Source organism: Citricoccus alkalitolerans (genome assembly GCF_039528175.1).
Taxonomy (GTDB): Bacteria; Actinomycetota; Actinomycetes; order Actinomycetales; family Micrococcaceae; genus Citricoccus; species Citricoccus alkalitolerans.
Map to the genome: position 1 here is coordinate 1,034,243 of NZ_BAAALH010000002.1, position 18,128 is coordinate 1,052,370.

The window sequence follows — 18,128 nt, forward strand, 5'->3', positions numbered from 1 at the left end:
TGATGACCGATTCTCAAGCTACCCGCCCATGAGTCCTAAGGACGGGCGGCACTCCATTTGGGCATTGATCACGAGTGGCCTGAAAACGAATCGTGATGCCTGGTTATACAACTATTCGAGAGGCTCTCTGGCCGAATCGGTGAGCAAAACCATATCTGAATACTCAAGCCAATTAGGTTTGCCTATAGAGAATCGTGATCCCAAACGCATTAGCTGGTCCACTGGGCTTGAAGGTCGACATGGAAGAGGGGAGGTCATCAAATACAACGATGCGCTTTTGCATGAGGTCAGTTACAGACCCTTCAACAAGAGTTATGCCTACGTCTCTAAACAGCTGATTGATCGGCCAGGTCGACTCTCTGAAGTATTTCCAGATATTCTTAAACGAAATCCTGGAATCTATCTAGTGGCGAAGACCGCTCGTACTCCGTTCTCCGTTCTTTCCATTGAGTCCGTGGCCGATCATGGTTACTACATGGACCCGGGGCAATTGTTTGCACGATACACATACGTCGAAGGCCCTGGTCAGGGAGCCGGTGCCCAAAGCGACCTGTTCGCGGAGGCACAGGGGTCGTCGCCGGGCATCACCCGGGTGGACAACATCACCGACTGGGCGCTGGGGGAGTACCGCGCGGCCTACGGGCCGCAGGTGAGCAAAGACGACATCTTCTACTACGTCTACGGGCTGCTGCACTCGGCCGAGTACCGGGAACGGTATGCCGCCGACCTGAAGAAGTCGTTGCCCCGCATCCCCCGGGTGCCTGGTCAGGACCGCTTCGATGCCTTCGCTGACGCCGGGCGCAAGCTGTCTGAACTGCACATCGGGTACGAAGCGGTCGAGCCATACCCGCTGACCGAGATCGTCTCCTCGGTGGCGCCCGAGGACGAGTACGAGCGCTTCACCGTGACGAAGATGAAGTACGGCGGCAAATCCGGAGCCTGGGACAAGACTCGCATCCGGTACAACGCCTACGTTGATCTGGAAGGCATTCCTGAAGAAACCAAGCGGTACATGCTCGGCTCACGCTCCGGGCTGGACTGGATTCTGGAGCGCTACCAGATCAAGACGGACAAGGCCTCCGGGATCGTCAATGACCCCAACGACTGGTCTCGTGAGCACGAACAGCCGCGGTACATCATCGACCTGATCGGGCGGATCGTGACAGTGTCCTTGGAGACGATGAAGATCGTGGATGGCTTGCCGGCATTGGGACTCGACGACGACTGAGGAGTTCGTACATGTCTGACCTGAAAGTATTCCGGCTCGCCGAGGGGCAAGCCGCGCCACTGACTGCTTCGAGCGCTGCACTCGAGAAGAATTTGCAGAAGCTCATCGAGGACAACATGGGCACCATCTTCGGTGTGGAGTTCTTGCAAAGCGAGTACGTCACTGGGAAGGTCCACGGCGGACGCATCGATTCACTCGGCATTGACGAGAATGGGCTTCCTGTCATCCTCGAGTACAAGCGCCACCAGAATGAGAACGCCATCAATCAAGGCCTGTACTACCTCGATTGGCTGATGGACCATCGCGGGGAGTTTCAATTGTTGGTCCAGCAAAAGCTGGGCTACGAGCGAGCGAGCATCATTGACTGGAGTGAGCCCCGGCTCATTTGCGTCGCCAACTCCTTCACACGGTACGACGAGCACGCCGTGAAGCAGATCGACCGCAACGTCCAACTAGTCCGCTACCAGTATTTCGGCGACGACCTTCTTGCAGTGGAGCTGATCACCACGACCGAGAAATCGACGTCAGGCACGTCGACCCCGTCCTCGGCAGGAGCGGCGGGGGTAGCTCAGCCCGTCGTCAGCCAGGGGGTGATTCGAAGCACGGAGAAGACAGTCACGGAAAAGCTCCACCAAGCAACGCCGACGTTGAGAGGCTTATATGAGCAGGTGGAGGACTTCGCACTCAGTCTTGGTGAGGACGTCATCAAGAAAGTGAACAAGAACTACTTCGCCTTCCGTCGCCTCAAGAATTTCGCGTGCGTTGAGGTCCACCCACAGTCGGGCAACCTCTTGGTCCATCTGAAGCTGAATCCCAAAGAGTTCTCGGAGGAGGAAGACTTCCTCCGAGACATGACCGGCATCGGTCACTACGGGACGGGGGACTTGGAACTCAGGATTGCGGATGCCTCACGCTGGGAAGAAGTCGCCAGCCTGATTTCGCAGGCCTACGAGGAGAACTGATATAGGTGTAGCGTGACATGACCTCCTCCTTCGGCTGGCTCGCCCTCGACCCGGAGCAGCGGCGGCGCATGATGGAGGCCGTCGACCACTTCCGGGACGAGACCACCATCGACGACCTGGGATTCGGCGGCATCCGGGACGCGTTCTCGGACACCCTGTTCCCCGGGACCTCCACCCTGCACACCCGGCTGCGGTACGCGCTGTTCGTCCCGTGGCTGCTGCAGGAGGCCAGCCACCGCGACACGGTTGCGGGGATGCAGTCCACCTTCCGCGAGTACGAGTACCAACTCATCGAGGCCCTGCAGCGCGGGGGAGAGGCCGAGGGGGTCTTCGGCCGTGACGCCGGCCGCGCCCTGCGGCGCCTGCCCAGCGAGGTCTACTGGGGGATGCTCGGCCGGTGGGGCGTCTTCGAGCGCGGTTTCACCGCCCGCGGCTACTTCGAACGGGAACAGCTCCGGCGCGAGGAACTGCGGGCCGCCCCGAGCGCGGATGACCGGGATGTCCACGTCCACCTGACCCCCACCGGACTCGACCCGCGTCTGCCGGACCCTCCCGGGGGACTGCTGAAGAACGCCACCTTCGCGCTCCGCCCCGAGGATGCCCAATACCTGCGGGAGGCCATCACCCGCACCGCCGCCGGCACCCTGCTGGCCCACCTGGCAGCCCACCGCCCCGAGATCTGGACGGACTCGTCCACCGCACCGGCCGGCGTCGGGGATCCCGCCATCCGGCAGGGGCTCCCACCGGAACTGGGCGCCCTCGTGGACCGCGCAGACCGGTTCGCACTGACCGCGGAAGGCGCGAACCTGCTCTATAATCTGCTGCTCGCCGAGGCCACGGGCAAGCACAACCGCCAGGGCGCCACCTTGACGAAGGTCTACCGGGACCGCATGGACGCCTGGTTCGAGGAAGCCAGGTCAGTGGAACCCCTGCACGTCCAGGACCGGGAGGCCATCTGGCTGATGGCCACGGCACGCGGCCGGCGGGTCTCCCGCACCACGCGGGATTTCATCGGCACATGGGCGGACGCTGTCGCCTCCGCATCGTCGGCGGCCGACCTCACCGGACGTGCAGACCTGCGCCAACTGGTCGTCGACCGCGAACGGGAGAAGAAGGGTACCCGCGCCCGCCTGCCCCCCGGCAACCAGTACGCCCTGGATGCCTGGTCCGGCGCCAGCGGAATCGGCCGCTTCGATTACCGGTGGCGCAACGTGAGCCGCCACCTCCAGGACCTCTACGACGCCGAAGGGGTCGCCTGATGCTGCACCCGGACACCACCGTGCTGCTCACCGACGCGCTGCGCCCACCCGCCGGGTACCGCGTGGATCAGGCCGTGACCACCACCTACACGCTCAACCTCACGGCAATGCTGATCGCGCCGATGACCTTCACCCTCGGCGACATAGACGGCGCCGATGACCTCGCCACCAGCGACCCCGTCCGGCTCCTCGACGCCGTACAGCGCCACGTGGAGCACACCACAGTGTTCGTCCAGGCCGGCGGCATCCACGTCCCGGCCACCCACAGCCGCATCCACGCCTTCCTCGAGGACAGCATCCACGAGGTCATGCCCACGCACGCCGAACACCTCTTCCACCCCAAGCTCTCGGTAGTGCGGTTCTCGGCCGACGACGGCTCCTTCCACCACCGCGTCGTAGTCTCGAGCCGGAACCTCACCCTCGACAACTCCTGGGACACCGTCCTGGTCCTGGACGAGGACAAGCACGGCACCATCGCAGCAGGGCCGGCCGCCGACGTCGTCGCCGCTCTGCCCTCCCTCACGCTGGATCCGCTCCCGGAGGGGCGCGCGGCCGCCGTCGCCGATCTGGCCCGCACACTGCGCGATGTGAACCTGGCCGCACCCGTGCCGTTCACCGGCGGCAGCCTGCTGCCGCTCGGGCTGACGGAGGAGCGGCCCTGGCCCTTCCCCCAGACGCCGGAGCGCGTCCTGGCCATCAGCCCGTTCCTGTCCGCAGCGACCCTGGACTCGATCCGCGCCGGCAGCGCCGAGGCCACGCTCGTCTCCCGCCCGGAGGCCATGGACCTGCTCGGCCGGCGCCGGCTCGCCGGATGGTCCACCACGGTGCTGCACCGCGGCGTGGAAGAGAGCGAGGACGACCAAGCCGGCGTGCGCACCCTGGACGAGTTCACCGCCGTGGTGTCAGCCTCCGGCCAGCCGGAGGAGCAGGATAGGCAGGACGGGGCGGACCATCCGGGCATCGGCACGGTGGTGCGGCTGGACGGCCTGCACGCCAAGACGGTGGTGCTCGACCTGCCAGGGGATCAGTCCATGGTGGTCACCGGCAGCGCCAACCTGACCGGCCAGGCGTGGAGCGGTGGGCTGGAGATGAACGCCGTGCTCACCGGTCCCACCGCCACCTGCGGCGTCCACGCGGTGCTCGGCGCGGGCCGCGAGTCCCTCGGCCTGGGTGCCATCCTCCAGCCCTACACGCCGCAGTACGACGACGGCGCCACCGATCCAGCGATCGCCACCAGCTACCAGCTCGAGGAGTTCCACCGCGCCCTGGCGCGGCAGCGGCCCGAACTCGTGGTCACCGAGGTGGAGGAGGACCGGGTGGAGGCTCGGCTGAGCCTGACCATTCCCGACGACGCCCCCGGCGCCACTCGAATCTGGCTCACCACGGTGCCGGCCCAGGATCGGGAACTGGCCGCCCGGCAACGCTGGGAGATCGCTCCCGTCAACGTGACGCCGTTCCTGGCCGTCGAGACCACGGCGGGGGAGGGGGAGGCCCGGGTGACGCGCCGGTGTGTGTTGATGATGCGCATCCACGGCGACCCGCTGGGCCGTCGCCGTGCGGTGCTGGCCGCCATCCTCTCCAACTCCCGCAGCGTCCTGCGGTATCTGGCGCTGCTGCTGGGCATGGACCCGCTGCAGTCCGGGCCCTCGGCCTGGGAGAACGTGGCGGAGACGACCGCCCGGCTCGATGACGCGGGCTCGGACGGCGCGGCAGGATACGCACTGCCGCTGGTGCTCTTCGAGCCCCTCGTGCGGGCCGCCGGCCAGGACCCGAAGGCGCTTGCCTCCGTGGCGCGGCAGGTGGCTGAACTGCGGGAGATGCCCGGGGCGGAGGATGTTATCCCGCCGGAGTTCCTTCAGATGTGGGACGTGGTGCTGCGGGTGGTACAGAAGGGGCGGAAGCCATGAACGAGACCCGGCCGGACGTCGAGGGGATCCTCCGCGACCTGAAACCGTTCCAGCGCTCCACGGTGGACCACGCCTTCAACCGGCTCTGGCTGGACGAGGACCCGGTGGATCGTTTCCTGGTGGCCGACGAGGTCGGACTGGGCAAGACGCTGGTGGCCAAGGGCATTGCGGCCCGGGCCATCGACCACCTCTGGGGAACCGGCCGGCCCATCACGATCGTCTACATCTGCTCCAACGGGCAGATCGCCCGGCAGAACCTGCGCCGCCTGCGCGAGCTGACCGGGGGAGAGCTGCAGGACAACGCCGACCGGCTGACCATGCTGCCGGCCACCATGGGATCTTCGACCGAGCAGCGACTACAGCTGGTCGCTTTCACTCCGGGCACCTCGTTGGAGCTCGGGAATTCCACCGGAGCTGTCCGGGAGCGGGCCCTGTTGCATTGGATGCTGCGCCATGTATTGGGCCGCCAGGAGATGAGTAAGGCGTCTTGGACCAGCTACTTTGCCGTCGGGGTCACGATAGACCGGTTCCGGGACCGCCTCCGCTGGGAAGGGAGCCGCCCGAAGCTGGACGAAGGGCTCGTGGCCCGGTTCGCCACGTACCTGGGCGCCGAAGCAGGTCCGCACGGCGGGAGTCTTCTCGAGGACCTGTTGGCGGACCAGGACCGGTGGGCCAGGACGCCGCACCGGACGGACACGCTCTGGCGGTCACGGCGGCCGGTCATCGGCGGGCTCCGCATGGCCATGGCCAACGTGTCCGTAGAGATGCTCGCCCCGGACCTGGTCATCCTGGACGAGTTCCAGCGGTTCAAGAACCTCTTCGCGGAACAGGACGGTGATCGTCCCCAGTCCAACGCGCAGCGCCTGGCCCAACGGGTGATCTCCCGGGGACCCACGAAGGCCCTGGTCCTCTCGGCCACGCCCTACAAGATGTTCACACTCCCGGACGAGCCCGACGGCGAGGACCACTACTGGGACTTCACCAACACCATCTCCTTCCTCACCGGCCAATACACGGCACAGTCCGTCACCCGGCAGTTGAGTCTGCTGCGCGAGGGCATCCTCCAGCGCTCCGAGGCCGGACACTCGGCCGCCGAGGACGCCCGGGCCGCAGTGGAGACCGCGTTGCGCAAGGTCATGTCCCGCACCGAGCGGCTCTCCGCCACGCCGGGCCGGGACGGCATGCTGACCGAGAAGACCCTGGGTCCGATGACCCTGGAACCAGCAGACGTGGAAGCATGGCTGGCCTCGAGCGACATCGCGCAGCGGGTCGGCAGCCAGGATCCGTTCGAGTTCTGGCGGTCCGTGCCCTATGCGGCCAACCTCATGGACCAGCACGGGTACCAGCTCCAGGAACAGTTCCTCGAGATGGCAGCGCAGGACGACGCCGGCCTGGCCGGAGTGCTGCGCGAACACCGGAACACCTTGCTGGACTGGGAGGGCATCCGGGAGTACCGGCCCATCGAACGGGTCAACGCGAAGATGCGGGTCCTCGTGGACGACCTCATGGACCACGAAGCGTGGCGTTTGGCCTGGATGGCCCCGTCCTTGCCGTACCTGCAGCCGGGCGGCGTCTATGCGGCAGAGAACGTCCAGCGCTTCACCAAGCGGCTGATCTTCTCGGCCTGGACCGCCGTCCCGAAGGCGATCGCAGCCATCGTCAGCTACGAGGCCGAGCGGCGCATGCGGGAGCAGTCCGGCGCCGCCGTCGACGCCACCCACCGCTACGGCGACCGGCGATCCGCCGTCCCGTTGACCTTCGGCTGGGACCAGGAGAAGGACCTGCCCCGCAACCTGCCCAACCTCACGGTGCTCTACCCCAGCGTGACCCTCGCCCGACTCGGCGACCCGCTGGTCATCGCCGCCGAGCAGGGCTGGGAGCTGCCGCTGGACCGGGACCGGACGGTCGCCGCAGTGCAGGAGAAGATCACGCGGTTACTGACCGAGCTCGACATTCATCCGCAGCTCGGAGCCGAAGGCTCACGCCGCCGATGGTACGGCGTGGCGCCCTATCTCCTGGACGCGTTGCTTGGCGATGACGGGAGCCTCGAAGACCGTCTGACCCAATGGCTCAAGGACGAGCGCGGTGAGGGATCCAGACTGGTCGACCACATGCGTTGGGCCATGGACCCAGACCTGGCCGAGCTGGGGGACCCTCCGGAGGACCTGGCCCACGTGCTGACCCTGATGGCGCTCGCCGGCCCGGGCGTCTGTGCCCTGCGCGCTGTGGCCCGCGCAGAGGATGGCGCTCATTCGGTGGGCGAGCCCGATCTGCGTCAGGCTGCGGTGACGGCGTCCAAGGGATTGCGCTCGCTATTCAACAAGCCAGAGATCGTCTCCGCCGTGCGCGGGGCCGCCGGTGCGGCCCATGCCGCGGACATCGATTCCTATTGGAACCAGGTGTTGCGCTACTGCCTGGACGGCAACCTGCAGTCCGTCCTGGACGAGTTCGTGCACACACTGGTCGAGTCCGAGGGGCTGGGTCCGGTGTCTCGGGCCGAGCGGGCCGAGACCCTGGCCGATCGGATCGCGGCGACCGCATCCATCCGGTCCGCGCAGAACACCGTGCAGGACGTGCGGGTGGCCGGCGGGCACATCTCCGTGGAGGAGCGGCACCTGAACTCGCATGTGGCCGCGCGCTTCGGCCGCGCGCAGTCGAGTGACGCCGCCGTGGAGCGCGAGGCCACAGTCCGTGAGGGGTACACCTCGCCGTTCTGGCCGTTCGTCATGGCCAGCACCTCGGTGGGGCAGGAAGGGCTAGACTTCCACACCTACAGCCACGCGGTGGTGCACTGGAACCTGCCGAGCAACCCCGTGGATCTTGAGCAGCGCGAGGGGCGGGTGCACCGCTACAAGGGGCACGCGGTCCGCAAGAACGTGGCATCCGCGCACGCCGGCAGCGCGGTGACCCCGGATGGGACGGATCCCTGGGCGTCGATGTTCGCGGCAGCGGAGGCGTGCCGGCCGTCCGGGGACTCGTTGATCAATCCGTACTGGGTGTTCCCGCTGGAGGGCGGGGCCGCCATTGAGCGATACGTTCCGGCGATGCCGCTAAGCCGGGAATCCAAACAGTATGAGCAGTTGCGCATCACACTGGGCGCTTACCGGTTCGTGATGGGCCAGCCCCGGCAGGAGGACCTGATCCGGTACCTGGGCAAGGATGCGGAGAAGCTGCGGATCGACCTGAGTCCGCCACCAACCAGCTGATGCCCGCCAGCTACGGCGTCCCACGAGCTTGCTACCGTGGCGGGCACAAGCCGAGGTTCGTCGACCAAGACGAATGGGAATGAGGAGAACATGCCGCTCAAGGCTATGAGTGACGTCAATAGGGACTTAGCCCTTTCCTATGTCCAGAGGTACTTTTCGTCCCAGAAGAACGGGCGACCGCTCTACAGCGGCTCGCGATTCGAGACCTTCGCCGGAGGCGGGGACATCGTGGAGCCGAATCGGATTACCCATTCTGATCTGATTGCCGTGTCAATGTTGTCCGTGCACGTACCTGCCCAAGCGGCGATCGGCATCACCGGGACACACGCCGAGGAGATCGAAGAACTCCTGACGCGAATTCCCACGGACGTGGCCCTGGAGTCCTTGAGTGAATTCGAGCCCTATCTGGGACCGGAATCCGCCACTCAGAAGTTGTGGGATCTCCTTCGTCAGAATCACGGGACCCGATGGGGACTGGGACCAACCACGACCAGCAAGATCATGGCGAGAAAACGACCGCAGTTGGTTCCTGTGTTGGATTCCGTGGTGTCCAAAGCGCGGAAGGGAAATCGCACTCGCAATTATTGGTTCGATTGGTTCGAAGCCTTCAAAGAACCCGGGCACGAAGACCAGATTGGTGAATTGCAGAAGATCCGGGCGGAATCCGGTCAGCACCATCTATCTCTCGTGAGGGTCCTGGACATCATCCTGTGGATGCACCGGCCTGAAAGCCACGAAGTAAAGGAACGCGTTGGTGATGATGACACCTGAGTGCTCAACCAATGACCGGAATCCCTGACGGATCAGCAAACCATCCTATGCTGGGACACGAGCAGATCTCCGAGGCGCTCACCGCATTGGGTGACTGTCCCCGTTGTCGCCAACCAGATGCCTTCGAGGTCAGCGTCGCCTCCGGGCATGGCAGGTGCGTCATCTGTGACTATCAGTGGAGCGTTGCTTGGTCCCAGTCGATCATGAGCCACCCCGACGACCTTGTTTCGAGCTTGGGCGTCGAATCACTCGCAGATGTCACCGAGCACCTGCCGGCCGATCTTGCGGCGCACCTGAGCCTCAGGGTCCTACCGGACATTTTGTGGCCGGATTTCCATTGGCCTGACTTCCCTCATCGTCAGCTCGTGGTGGGTTTGGAAGGAATGGAGCTGATGCTGGAGTTCCCTTTCGTCGCGCAGGACCTAATCGATGCGGTAGTTGCGATGAACAATGAATCTCTACGTCGAGAGGCGAAGCTCTCGATTGTATTCACGTGATTCGTGCGCATCCTGGTTCCGCTTTCCCACGTGGCGATTTTCGGACGTTGAACGCCATACCTGAAAGTATGATCAGGAGAGCTGCGGCCCCGGGCGCAGTCCTTACCAGTCGACGGTAGAGAAAGGCCTGCACCATGGCTTTGGAATTCCAGAGGAATGAACCTCCTGCCGAAAGGACCGTCACCGACGATGAAGATCTGATACTCGACGCCGAAACCCCACAGTCCGAAAAGGGTTCGGCGGACGAATTTCCGGGCATGGTGCGAGAACAAGACAAAGAGGCAGAGGAATTCGCCATCGAGTTCCTCAAGAAGGTGTTGCGTCTTCGCGGTGTCCGCATCGATCGGGAGAAGTACCTTCGCGCGGAACTACACAGGCGCGGCGAATCCACCGCTCGCATCGATCAGGCGATCACGGAGAATCCCGCGGCGGCCGGGATCCCCACCGTGATGCTCGATGAGATCGCCAAAAGCGCGATCGACTTCGAAACCAAGAAGTCCACGGGCATGTCATTTGCCGCGGGGCTCCCCGGCGGCTTCGCCATGCTCGGGACCGTCCCGGCCGACATCACCCAGTTCTATGTTCACGCCTTCCGGATTATGCAGAAGGTCGCATACATCTATGGATGGCAGTCGTTCCTTCGCGATACGGAGGACATCGATGACGAAACCCTGGGCAAGCTTGCCGCCTTCCTGGGAGTCATGATGGGGGTCGCGGGGGCCTCGACGTCAGTGACTGCCTTCGCTGCCCAAGTCGCCCGTCCAGCCATCCAGAAGAAGATCACCAGCGTGGCGCTGACCAAGACCTCCTGGTTTTTGCCGATGAAGCAAACCATGAAGCTCATCGGGATCCAGGTGACCAAGAAGAGTTTCGCCAATGCGGCTACCAAGGTCGTTCCGGTGGTGGGGGGCGTGATCTCAGGCAGTCTGACCTTCGTGACGCTGAACGCCCAAGCGAAGCGTCTCATGAATCACCTCCGCGAGATTCCTCCACCGAATGTCGATGCCGCCGAGTACCTGGCGGCGATGCGCGGTGCTGATGAGGAAGCAGTTCAATCAACCACGGATCGGGGTCACGCCTTAGGGATCGCTGTGTCCAACGCGGCGGATCTCTTTCGGTCAGTCGATCGTGACGGTGATGGAGTCCCCTATGAATCACGCGCCGGACAGGCCGTGAAAGGTGCAGCCTCGGCGCTCCGAGATGGTGCGGCCGGAGCAGCGGGAAAGATGGGGTCGCTCGTCCGCCGCAAGAAAAGTCATCAGGCCTCAACGGATTCGCCCGGTGACGACCTTAAGAGTCCGGATGCGGATGAGCCGTTGGTGAAGGATTCTCAGAAAAACGGTGGTGTCGAATAGTGGACGAAGTTCCCGGAGTCGACTCTCTGGGCTTGAGCCAAGACTCGGCTGGGGTTATCTACTTCTCATGAGGTGAGATCCGCTGGGAGCCCCTCCAACAACCGCTCCCGCTCCACCTCAATAACCTCCCGCGCCAGCTCCGCCTCGGACACGTCCACCGCCTCCGGCGCCGCCTCGGCCACCTCCGACTCAGCTGCGAACTGCTCGAACAGCTCCGCCTTGACCGCCAGCATCTCGGTCAGCCGTTGGTCCACGCCGTCCTCGGACAGCAGCCGGTGCACCTGCACGGTCTCCAGCTGCCCCATCCGCCGGGCCCGGGCGATCGCCTGCCACTCGATCGCCGGGTGCAGCTGCGGCTCGCAGAGCACCACCTCGGAGGCAGCCTGGATGTTCAGCCCGACCCCGCCGGCCGTCACCTCCGCTACCAGTGCCGCGCCTCCTGGCGCAGCGGAAAATGAATCTACCATGGACTGCCGCTGCGCCGCTGCCACCGAACCGGTCAGCGGCCCGAAATCCGGCCCGTCCAAGGCCTCCGCCACGGTATCGAGCACGTCCCGGAAGAAGGAGAACACGCCGACCGTTCTCCTCGGCCTCGGTCACGATCTCCACGAGCCGCTGCATCTTCTCCGACGCACCCCCAGAAGCAAACGCGGCGGTCCGCATCGTCATGAAGTTCCCCTCGCTCACGGCCTCTCGGTAGGCCCGCAACTCGGCGGCACCCATCGGCAGCACCTCCGCGACCTCCACCAGCTCCGGCAGCTCGGTGAGCACGTCCTCCGGGTTACGCCGCAGATACGCCGGGGCCACCTGCTGACGGAACCGCGCTGGCACCAGGGCGTGTGAGTCGAGCACTAGAACCGGACGGAGGTACCCGATGAGTACCTGGAACTCCTCGAGCCGGTTCATCAGCGGTGTGCCGGTCAGCAGAATCGCCCGCTCGGTCCGGTCGATCACCTCCACCACCGCCTGCGACCGCAGCGCCTCCGGATTCTTGATGTACTGCGCCTCATCGACCACCACGCAGCCCAGCGGCACCGGCTCTGCACCCTCATCGCCGAAGGCCGCACTGCGCAGGGTGGCGAAGGTCGTCACTGCCACACCACCGGCTCGCCGCCAGGCACTCGCCGCCGCTTCCCGGTTCGCTCCGTGCAGGCGGTGCGCTGGCAGCGTGATCATCTTCTCGATCTCCCGCATCCAGTTCGTCACCACCACGGGGGACTTGATCGATCCGGCGCTCGCCCAACAGCAGATCGACTGCGTCTTGGATGGTGTATCCGGACAGGTTGAACACCATGGAAGCCGCCCTGCAGACCGCCGGTTCGGCGAGGGTGTGGGCAAGCAGCGGAAAAACACCCCGTGTACGCGGGGACATGGCTCGTGTCCTTCATTTCTCGAGGGATAGATTCGGCCAAATCCATCCACAAGCAAGGTCACGAGCCCCCTTGACTCGCGAAACCCCATGCTCAACTGGGGAGAACCGCCTACGGCCGTCCGTTCTCGACATGCACGTACTTCGGTTGATCTGGGCTCGAGGCCGTGATCAACGAGTAGTCGAACCCGAGTTCGTACGGCCAGAAGCGGGTGGGTCGGCTGAAGTCAAGGTCGATGCCTTCATCGTGTGGAACGAGGGCTGGGTCGCAGTTGTTGTCGCGGCCCATCCACTTCCGCGTGAAGGTTAGCTTTCCTGCCTCTCCACGGCTCCGACTTCGCGGGCAACGGCTCGGCGTACGCTCTCGATCACAAGTTCGATCTGGGTCCGGTAGAGCGCATAGTCGTCCCTGGACCTGAGCTTATCCCGCACCGCCCAGTAATACGGTGCTTCGTGCGGGTCCCGGGGTACGTAGACCTGTTCCCAGCGGCCGGTGGGATCGACTTCTACGGCCTTCATCGCGGCGAGCTTCGCGGCGTGGTCGGCGGACTGCGCCAAGACCGTCATGGCGAACAAGTGGTAGTGCGTGACAGCTTCGTCTTCGGAGAGGCCTGCGGCCGACAAGGCCTGGAGGATGGCGTCCACAGCCTTGAGCTCGTGCGGCCCCCGGGTCACCCGGAAGTAGGTCTGCGAAGCGACGGCTGGGTGGAGCTCGTAGGTCCGCCAGGCACGTACCGCCAAGTCCCAGAGTGAATCTTCCCAGGACGCGCTGGGTGCGTAGCCGTCCAGAGAAATGCGGATCAGGTCATCGCCCAGGGCCTCGATGATCTCGTCTCTGTTGGAGAAGTGGCGGTACATGGCTGAGGGGGAGGAACCGAGTTGCTGGCCCAGCCGGGCGAAGGTCAGTTTCGATTCCCCCGACTCGTCCATGATCCGCAGGGCCGCCTCGATGATCGAGGAGCGGGTCAACGTGCCGCGGTCCAGGCGTGACCGCCCATTCTTTTTGATGGTTGCCATGATTCCTAAGACTCCTGCTATTGCTCTGGTCTGCCTATTTTTACGTTGCCCCAGCCGCAAGTGGAAGTCACGTAGTGAACGCTATTGACTTAAGGATTCACTAGCCCCACGCTTTGAGTATGACACAGATCACATCAGCACCCGATGGGGACGCCGCCGATGCCCACGGCCCCACGATCGGCCGTGGCCGGCCCGCGCTGAGGTACTCCTTCTCAATCCGAGCCGAAGTCGACCCGCACCTTCCGATCGTTCAGCGGGACGCAGAGGCCTTGGAGTTCATCCCCATCACCGGGGGTCCGGTGCGCGGTGAACTGTCGGGGGAGATCGTTCCCGGCGGAGGTGACTGGTGCCTGGCTCGGGCGGACAGGGCGTACAACCTCGAGGCTCGCTACGGGATCCGCACCGATGGAGGAGCATACGTCGACGTCGTCAACCTCGGTGTGCTGCGCCACCTGCCCGGAGAGTCCGGCGGCCCCGGGGAGATGGGGTACTTCATGACGACTCCGACGTTCCGCACCGCCGAACCGGCCCTGCAGTGGTTGACCCGTTCCGTGTTCGTCGGCCAGGCGCAGTCGGACGGCACCGCCACCACCATCGACGTCTACGAAGTGCTCGCCGGCCCCTGCTAACTCCTGCGCACCGTCCTCGTACGTACCGCCCCGCACCATTCCTGCCATTACTTCTCCGCACCGTCCCTGCTCTACACCCGTCTCTGGAAGGACCTCTCCGATGAAGCGTTCAGCTCTCCTGCCCGCCGCAGCCCTCGTGGCATCGGCCGCACTCCTGCTCACCTCCTGCACCACGGGAGGTGGCTCCGCGGCCGACGGCCCGGCGCCCGCGGGATCCGGAACCGGTGGCGCGACGGCCGCCGACGGGCCCTCAACGGACACCATCAGGACGACCATCGACCAGCCGGCAACTTTCGACCCGACCCAGTCGCTCTCCCTGCCGGACTTCCTGCTCGCCAGGGCCAGCTTTGACACCCTGGTCCGTAAGGATGAGGACAACCAGCTGGCGCCCGGCCTCGCGTCCGCGTGGGAGAGCGAGGGGAACACCTCGACCTTCACTCTGCGAGAGGGCGCCACCTGTTCGGACGGCACCCCCATCACCGCGGATATTGTCAAGGCGTCGCTGGAGTACCTGACAGCACCAGAGACGGCGGCGGCTGCCACTCCCCAGATCTTCGGCCCTCTGGGAGAGCCGACCTTCACCGCCGTCGATGCCCAGACCTTGACCATCGAATTGGCACAGCCGTGGCCCGATATGCTCGTCGGACTCACGATGTCCGCGTCGGGCGTGATCTGCCCGGCCGGACTCGAGGACCCCGAAGCTCTCGGTGCTGGCCCTGTTGAGGGTGCGGAATCCGGGGCCTATACCCTGACCTCCTCGGATCACGGAGTCCGCTACACCTACACCCTGCGCGACGACTATGACGCCTGGCCGGAGTATGCGGACCAGGTCCCGGGAACACCGGCGACGACGGTGGAGTACAACGTCATCACGGACAAGAACGCGACGGCCAACCAGCTGATCGCCGAACAGTTGGACATCGGGTTCATCAACGCGCAGTCCGTCCCACGCGTCGAGGGCACCGAGTCGATCACCGTGGACAACCAGCCTTTGTCCGACTTCTACGTCTTGTTCAACGAACGCGAGGGCAGTCCCTTCACCGATCCGGCCAAGCGCCAGGCGGTGGCTCAGACCCTGGACCGGGCGGCCTTCGAGAACGTCACTTCCTCCGGGCAGGGACAGGTGTCCACCGTGCTCGTCCCGGAGGGGACCGCCTGCGCGGATCCGGAAGCATCCCCAGTGATCGGCCTCGACCCGGCAGCGGCAGGGTCGGCCCTGGAGGGAGTGCGGATCCGTATGGTCGGACCGCAGATCGCCGGCCCCCAGGGTTCCGGCAACACCTACATCCAGGAACAGCTGCGTGCGGCAGGGGCCACGGTGGAACTGTCCAACCTGGACGTGGGCGGCTGGGTCTCCACGGTCTTCGGCAAGCCGGGCGACTGGGACATGACCCTGTACGCGGATCTGAACTTCATCGGCACCATGTCCAATCCGATCCACTCCATGATCGGCCCGTCCGTCCAGGAGGGTGGCGGCAACATCGGTGCCACGGACGCTCCGGAGGCCGCTGCGGCCATGGAACGCTACTGGGCCGCCACCGACGAGCACGAGGCCTGTGCTGCGGTCACCGAGGCGTCGGATGCCATCCTCCGCCAGGCCCACGCCATCCCCTTGTCCGTCGATCCGCGACTGATGGCCAGCCGCGAGGGGTTCACCGTCGTCTCCAAGGGCGGCGCGCTGGATGACCAGCATCTGCGCATCACCGACTGAACACGCACCAGACACGAGACCACAGAAGGACAGACATGGACCTCTACCAGTCAGCCGTCGAGACGGCACACCAGATCCGCACCCGCCAGGTCAGCCCCGTCGAGGTGACCCAGGCCTACCTCGACCGCATCGATGCAGTGAATGACACCATCAATGCCGTCGTCTGGCGCAATGACGAGGACGTCCTCGAGGCAGCCCGGCGCGCCGAGAAGGCCGTCACGGACGGTGACGAACTGCCGGCCTTTCACGGGGTGCCGATCCCGGTGAAGAACCTCACCGACGTCGCGGGGCAGCCGAACAACATGAACTCGCTCGCTCTCGACGACGAGCCTCGGCACCAGACCGATCCGTCCGTGGCTCGGCTCCAACAGGCCGGGTTCTTGCTGATGGGCCGGACGAACTCCCCCGAGTTCGGTCCCCTGACCGTCTCGGAGAACGCCCGGTACGGCGCCACCCGGAATCCCTGGGACCCGCAGCGCACCTCCGGCGGTTCATCCGGCGGGGCCTCGGCGGCGGTCGCGGCCGGCATGGCCCCGCTAGCGCATGCCTCGGATGGGGGTGGGTCCATCCGGGTTCCGTCCTCGTGCACCGGACTGGTGGGGCTCAAGCCCAGCCGCGGCAGGGTGCCCCAATCGGTGGTGGGCTGGGAACACTCCACGGTCGAGGGTGTCATCACCCGGACCGTCACTGATGCGGCGGCCGTGCTCGACGTGATGGCCGGGCCAGACCTTCAGGCCTGGTACTCCGCACCCGCACCGACTCGTTCCTATGCCTCGTCGGCCGGGGAACCACCGAGCCGGCTTCGGATCGGACTCATGCTGACGGCTCCGACCGGCATGCCGGTGGATGCGGAGTGCGTCGAGGCGGCCCAGAAGGCGGCCACCGCCCTGGCGGGCGCCGGCCATGAGATCGTGGACGCCTCCCCGGTTCTGTTCAGCCGCGAGACCATCGACGCGTTCCAGGTGATTATCAGCTCCTGGGTTGCCGCGAACCCGGTGGTGGACGAGGCCCTGTTGGATCCCTACATTCGGTACCGCTACGAGCAGGGACGGTCGCTGTCCGCCGGCCAATACGCGCAGGCCTCGGCCATGATGCAGTTGGAGACCCGTCAGATCGTCACGCAGTGGGGTGGCGATTTCGACGTCCTGCTCACCCCCACCATGGCCACCGTGACGCCACCGGTCGGATTGGTCTACGACGAGGCCAACAACGACCCGTCCGGCATGCGCCAGACCGAGATCCAAATGGTCTCCTTCACCTCCTTCGCCAACATGACGGGTCAGCCCGCCATCAGCTTGCCGGTCCACACGGCATCTGACGGAATGCCCGTCGGCGCCCAGCTGGTAGGTGCGCCGTTCCAGGATGACGTGCTGATCCAGCTCGGGGCACAGCTGGAGCGATCGTTCCGCTGGGACGAGCGCCGGGCTCCTGAGCCAGCGGTCACGGTCGCCGCAAGGTAGGCACCACCATGACCATCAATGCGACGGCGCTCAAGGACGTGGGCGCGGGCCCTGCCCGGAACAAGAACCTGGAAGGCGGTTCGGGCACGTCCCCTGCCGCCCCGCGGCGGGGACGGTGGTCCAGTCCCTGGCTGGACTTCGCCCTCCGGCGTGCCGGCGGCCTGCTGCTGTCCCTGATGATCCTCGTGGTCATCACGTTCATGATCGTCCCGCTCATCCCGGGGGATCCGGCCGTGGCCATTGCCGGTACGGACGCCACGCCGGCCGCGGTGGAGGCGCTCCGGGAGCGGATGGGGCTGAACGATCCGATGGGCGTGCGGTTCGTCGACTACGTCGGGGGCCTGCTGCAGCTGGACCTCGGAACCTCGTTCCGGTTCGGGCTGCCGGTGACGGACATCGTCGCCGCCAAGCTCCCGTTCACCGCGCAGTTGGCGGTGCTGGCCATCGCCGTCGTGCTGCTGGTCTCCATCCCGGTCGGCATGGCGGTGGGAATCCTGACCCGCGGTGGCCGGAACCGGTGGCTGGACGTGACGTTCGCGAATGTGGCCGGCTTCCTGGCCTCCCTGCCGGGATACGTCGTCGGGACGCTGCTGATCGTCGTGTTCGCGATCATGTGGCCGGTGCTGCCCGCGGGCGGCGCGGACTCGCTCTCAGCCCTGGTGCTCCCGACCGCAGCCCTGGCGCTGGGGCCGACGGCCGCCGTCGCCCGCGTGGTGCGACGCGAGACGTCCACGGTGCTCGAGCAGGACTACATGCG

At 65.4% G+C, this 18,128-nt stretch carries 14 protein-coding genes and 1 pseudogene; 12 read left to right on the forward strand and 3 right to left on the reverse strand.

What is annotated here, in order from left to right; genetic code table 11:
* From ABD134_RS10600 to ABD134_RS10635, 8 genes are all read left to right on the forward strand, one after another.
* Positions 1-1,228 (forward strand): type ISP restriction/modification enzyme (locus ABD134_RS10600; protein ID WP_344229272.1); only part of this gene is annotated, 1,228 nt, incomplete at its 5' end.
* 11 nt (positions 1,229-1,239) lie between these two features.
* Complete coding sequence (locus tag ABD134_RS10605) at positions 1,240-2,190, forward strand: DUF5655 domain-containing protein (RefSeq protein WP_344229274.1); 951 nt, start codon at positions 1,240-1,242, stop codon at positions 2,188-2,190.
* A 17-nt stretch (positions 2,191-2,207) separates the two neighbouring features.
* Entirely contained in the window at positions 2,208-3,449 is a 1,242-nt protein-coding gene (locus ABD134_RS10610; protein ID WP_344229275.1) for a DUF6361 family protein, read from the forward strand.
* Positions 3,449-5,356, forward strand: coding sequence for a phospholipase D-like domain-containing protein (locus ABD134_RS10615; protein WP_344229277.1), 1,908 nt, complete (start codon positions 3,449-3,451; stop codon positions 5,354-5,356). Before ABD134_RS10610 ends, ABD134_RS10615 begins: the two co-directional genes overlap by 1 nt.
* The gene (locus ABD134_RS10620; protein WP_344229279.1) at positions 5,353-8,562 is read left to right on the forward strand and encodes a DEAD/DEAH box helicase; all 3,210 of its coding nucleotides are present in this window, start codon (positions 5,353-5,355) and stop codon (positions 8,560-8,562) included. Before ABD134_RS10615 ends, ABD134_RS10620 begins: the two co-directional genes overlap by 4 nt.
* Before the next feature lie 90 nt (positions 8,563-8,652).
* The gene (locus ABD134_RS10625; protein WP_344229281.1) at positions 8,653-9,333 is read left to right on the forward strand and encodes a DUF6308 family protein; all 681 of its coding nucleotides are present in this window, start codon (positions 8,653-8,655) and stop codon (positions 9,331-9,333) included.
* 47 nt (positions 9,334-9,380) lie between these two features.
* Entirely contained in the window at positions 9,381-9,830 is a 450-nt protein-coding gene (locus ABD134_RS10630; protein WP_344229283.1) for a hypothetical protein, read from the forward strand.
* 134 nt (positions 9,831-9,964) lie between these two features.
* Complete coding sequence (locus ABD134_RS10635) at positions 9,965-11,185, forward strand: hypothetical protein (protein ID WP_344229285.1); 1,221 nt, start codon at positions 9,965-9,967, stop codon at positions 11,183-11,185.
* 65 nt (positions 11,186-11,250) lie between these two features.
* On the opposite strand, the gene ABD134_RS10640 is transcribed toward ABD134_RS10635, so the two are convergent.
* The 3 genes and pseudogenes from ABD134_RS10640 to ABD134_RS10650 form a co-directional block, all read right to left on the reverse strand.
* Positions 11,251-11,757, reverse strand: a complete 507-nt coding sequence (locus tag ABD134_RS10640) for a C-terminal helicase domain-containing protein (RefSeq protein ID WP_344229287.1) — start codon at positions 11,755-11,757, stop codon at positions 11,251-11,253.
* Positions 11,758-11,839: 82 nt separating this feature from the next.
* Positions 11,840-12,646, reverse strand: a pseudogene (locus tag ABD134_RS10645) (SNF2-related protein); the annotation flags it as partial.
* Positions 12,647-12,860: 214 nt separating this feature from the next.
* A complete protein-coding gene (locus tag ABD134_RS10650) occupies positions 12,861-13,571 on the reverse strand; it encodes a TetR/AcrR family transcriptional regulator (protein WP_344229289.1) in 711 nt (236 codons plus the stop codon).
* 119 nt (positions 13,572-13,690) lie between these two features.
* Here ABD134_RS10650 and ABD134_RS10655 point away from each other — a divergent pair, with 119 nt between their 5' ends.
* From ABD134_RS10655 to ABD134_RS10670, 4 genes are all read left to right on the forward strand, one after another.
* Complete coding sequence (locus ABD134_RS10655) at positions 13,691-14,200, forward strand: DUF3237 family protein (RefSeq protein ID WP_344229291.1); 510 nt, start codon at positions 13,691-13,693, stop codon at positions 14,198-14,200.
* Positions 14,201-14,300: 100 nt separating this feature from the next.
* Positions 14,301-15,911: an ABC transporter substrate-binding protein gene (locus tag ABD134_RS10660; protein ID WP_344229293.1), complete on the forward strand. Its 1,611-nt coding sequence runs from the start codon at positions 14,301-14,303 to the stop codon at positions 15,909-15,911.
* Positions 15,912-15,946: 35 nt separating this feature from the next.
* Positions 15,947-17,371 (forward strand): amidase, encoded by a 1,425-nt coding sequence (locus ABD134_RS10665; RefSeq protein WP_344229295.1) that lies wholly within the window; start codon positions 15,947-15,949, stop codon positions 17,369-17,371.
* Between the two features lie 8 nt (positions 17,372-17,379).
* Positions 17,380-18,128, forward strand: a 749-nt coding sequence (locus ABD134_RS10670; RefSeq protein ID WP_344230851.1) for an ABC transporter permease, incomplete at its 3' end; no start/stop codon positions are given.

Bases quoted from the DNA above. Each gene is read 5' to 3' on its own strand.
- ABD134_RS10630 (WP_344229283.1), top strand. From the start codon at position 9,381: ATGCTGGGACACGAGCAGATCTCCGAGGCGCTCACCGCATTGGGTGAC.
- ABD134_RS10610 (WP_344229275.1), top strand. From the start codon at position 2,208: ATGACCTCCTCCTTCGGCTGGCTCGCCCTCGACCCGGAGCAGCGGCGG.
- ABD134_RS10665 (WP_344229295.1), top strand. From the start codon at position 15,947: ATGGACCTCTACCAGTCAGCCGTCGAGACGGCACACCAGATCCGCACC.
- ABD134_RS10655 (WP_344229291.1), top strand. From the start codon at position 13,691: ATGACACAGATCACATCAGCACCCGATGGGGACGCCGCCGATGCCCAC.
- ABD134_RS10615 (WP_344229277.1), top strand. From the start codon at position 3,449: ATGCTGCACCCGGACACCACCGTGCTGCTCACCGACGCGCTGCGCCCA.
- ABD134_RS10660 (WP_344229293.1), top strand. From the start codon at position 14,301: ATGAAGCGTTCAGCTCTCCTGCCCGCCGCAGCCCTCGTGGCATCGGCC.
- ABD134_RS10620 (WP_344229279.1), top strand. From the start codon at position 5,353: ATGAACGAGACCCGGCCGGACGTCGAGGGGATCCTCCGCGACCTGAAA.
- ABD134_RS10605 (WP_344229274.1), top strand. From the start codon at position 1,240: ATGTCTGACCTGAAAGTATTCCGGCTCGCCGAGGGGCAAGCCGCGCCA.
- ABD134_RS10635 (WP_344229285.1), top strand. From the start codon at position 9,965: ATGGCTTTGGAATTCCAGAGGAATGAACCTCCTGCCGAAAGGACCGTC.
- ABD134_RS10625 (WP_344229281.1), top strand. From the start codon at position 8,653: ATGCCGCTCAAGGCTATGAGTGACGTCAATAGGGACTTAGCCCTTTCC.
- ABD134_RS10650 (WP_344229289.1), bottom strand. From the start codon at position 13,571: ATGGCAACCATCAAAAAGAATGGGCGGTCACGCCTGGACCGCGGCACG.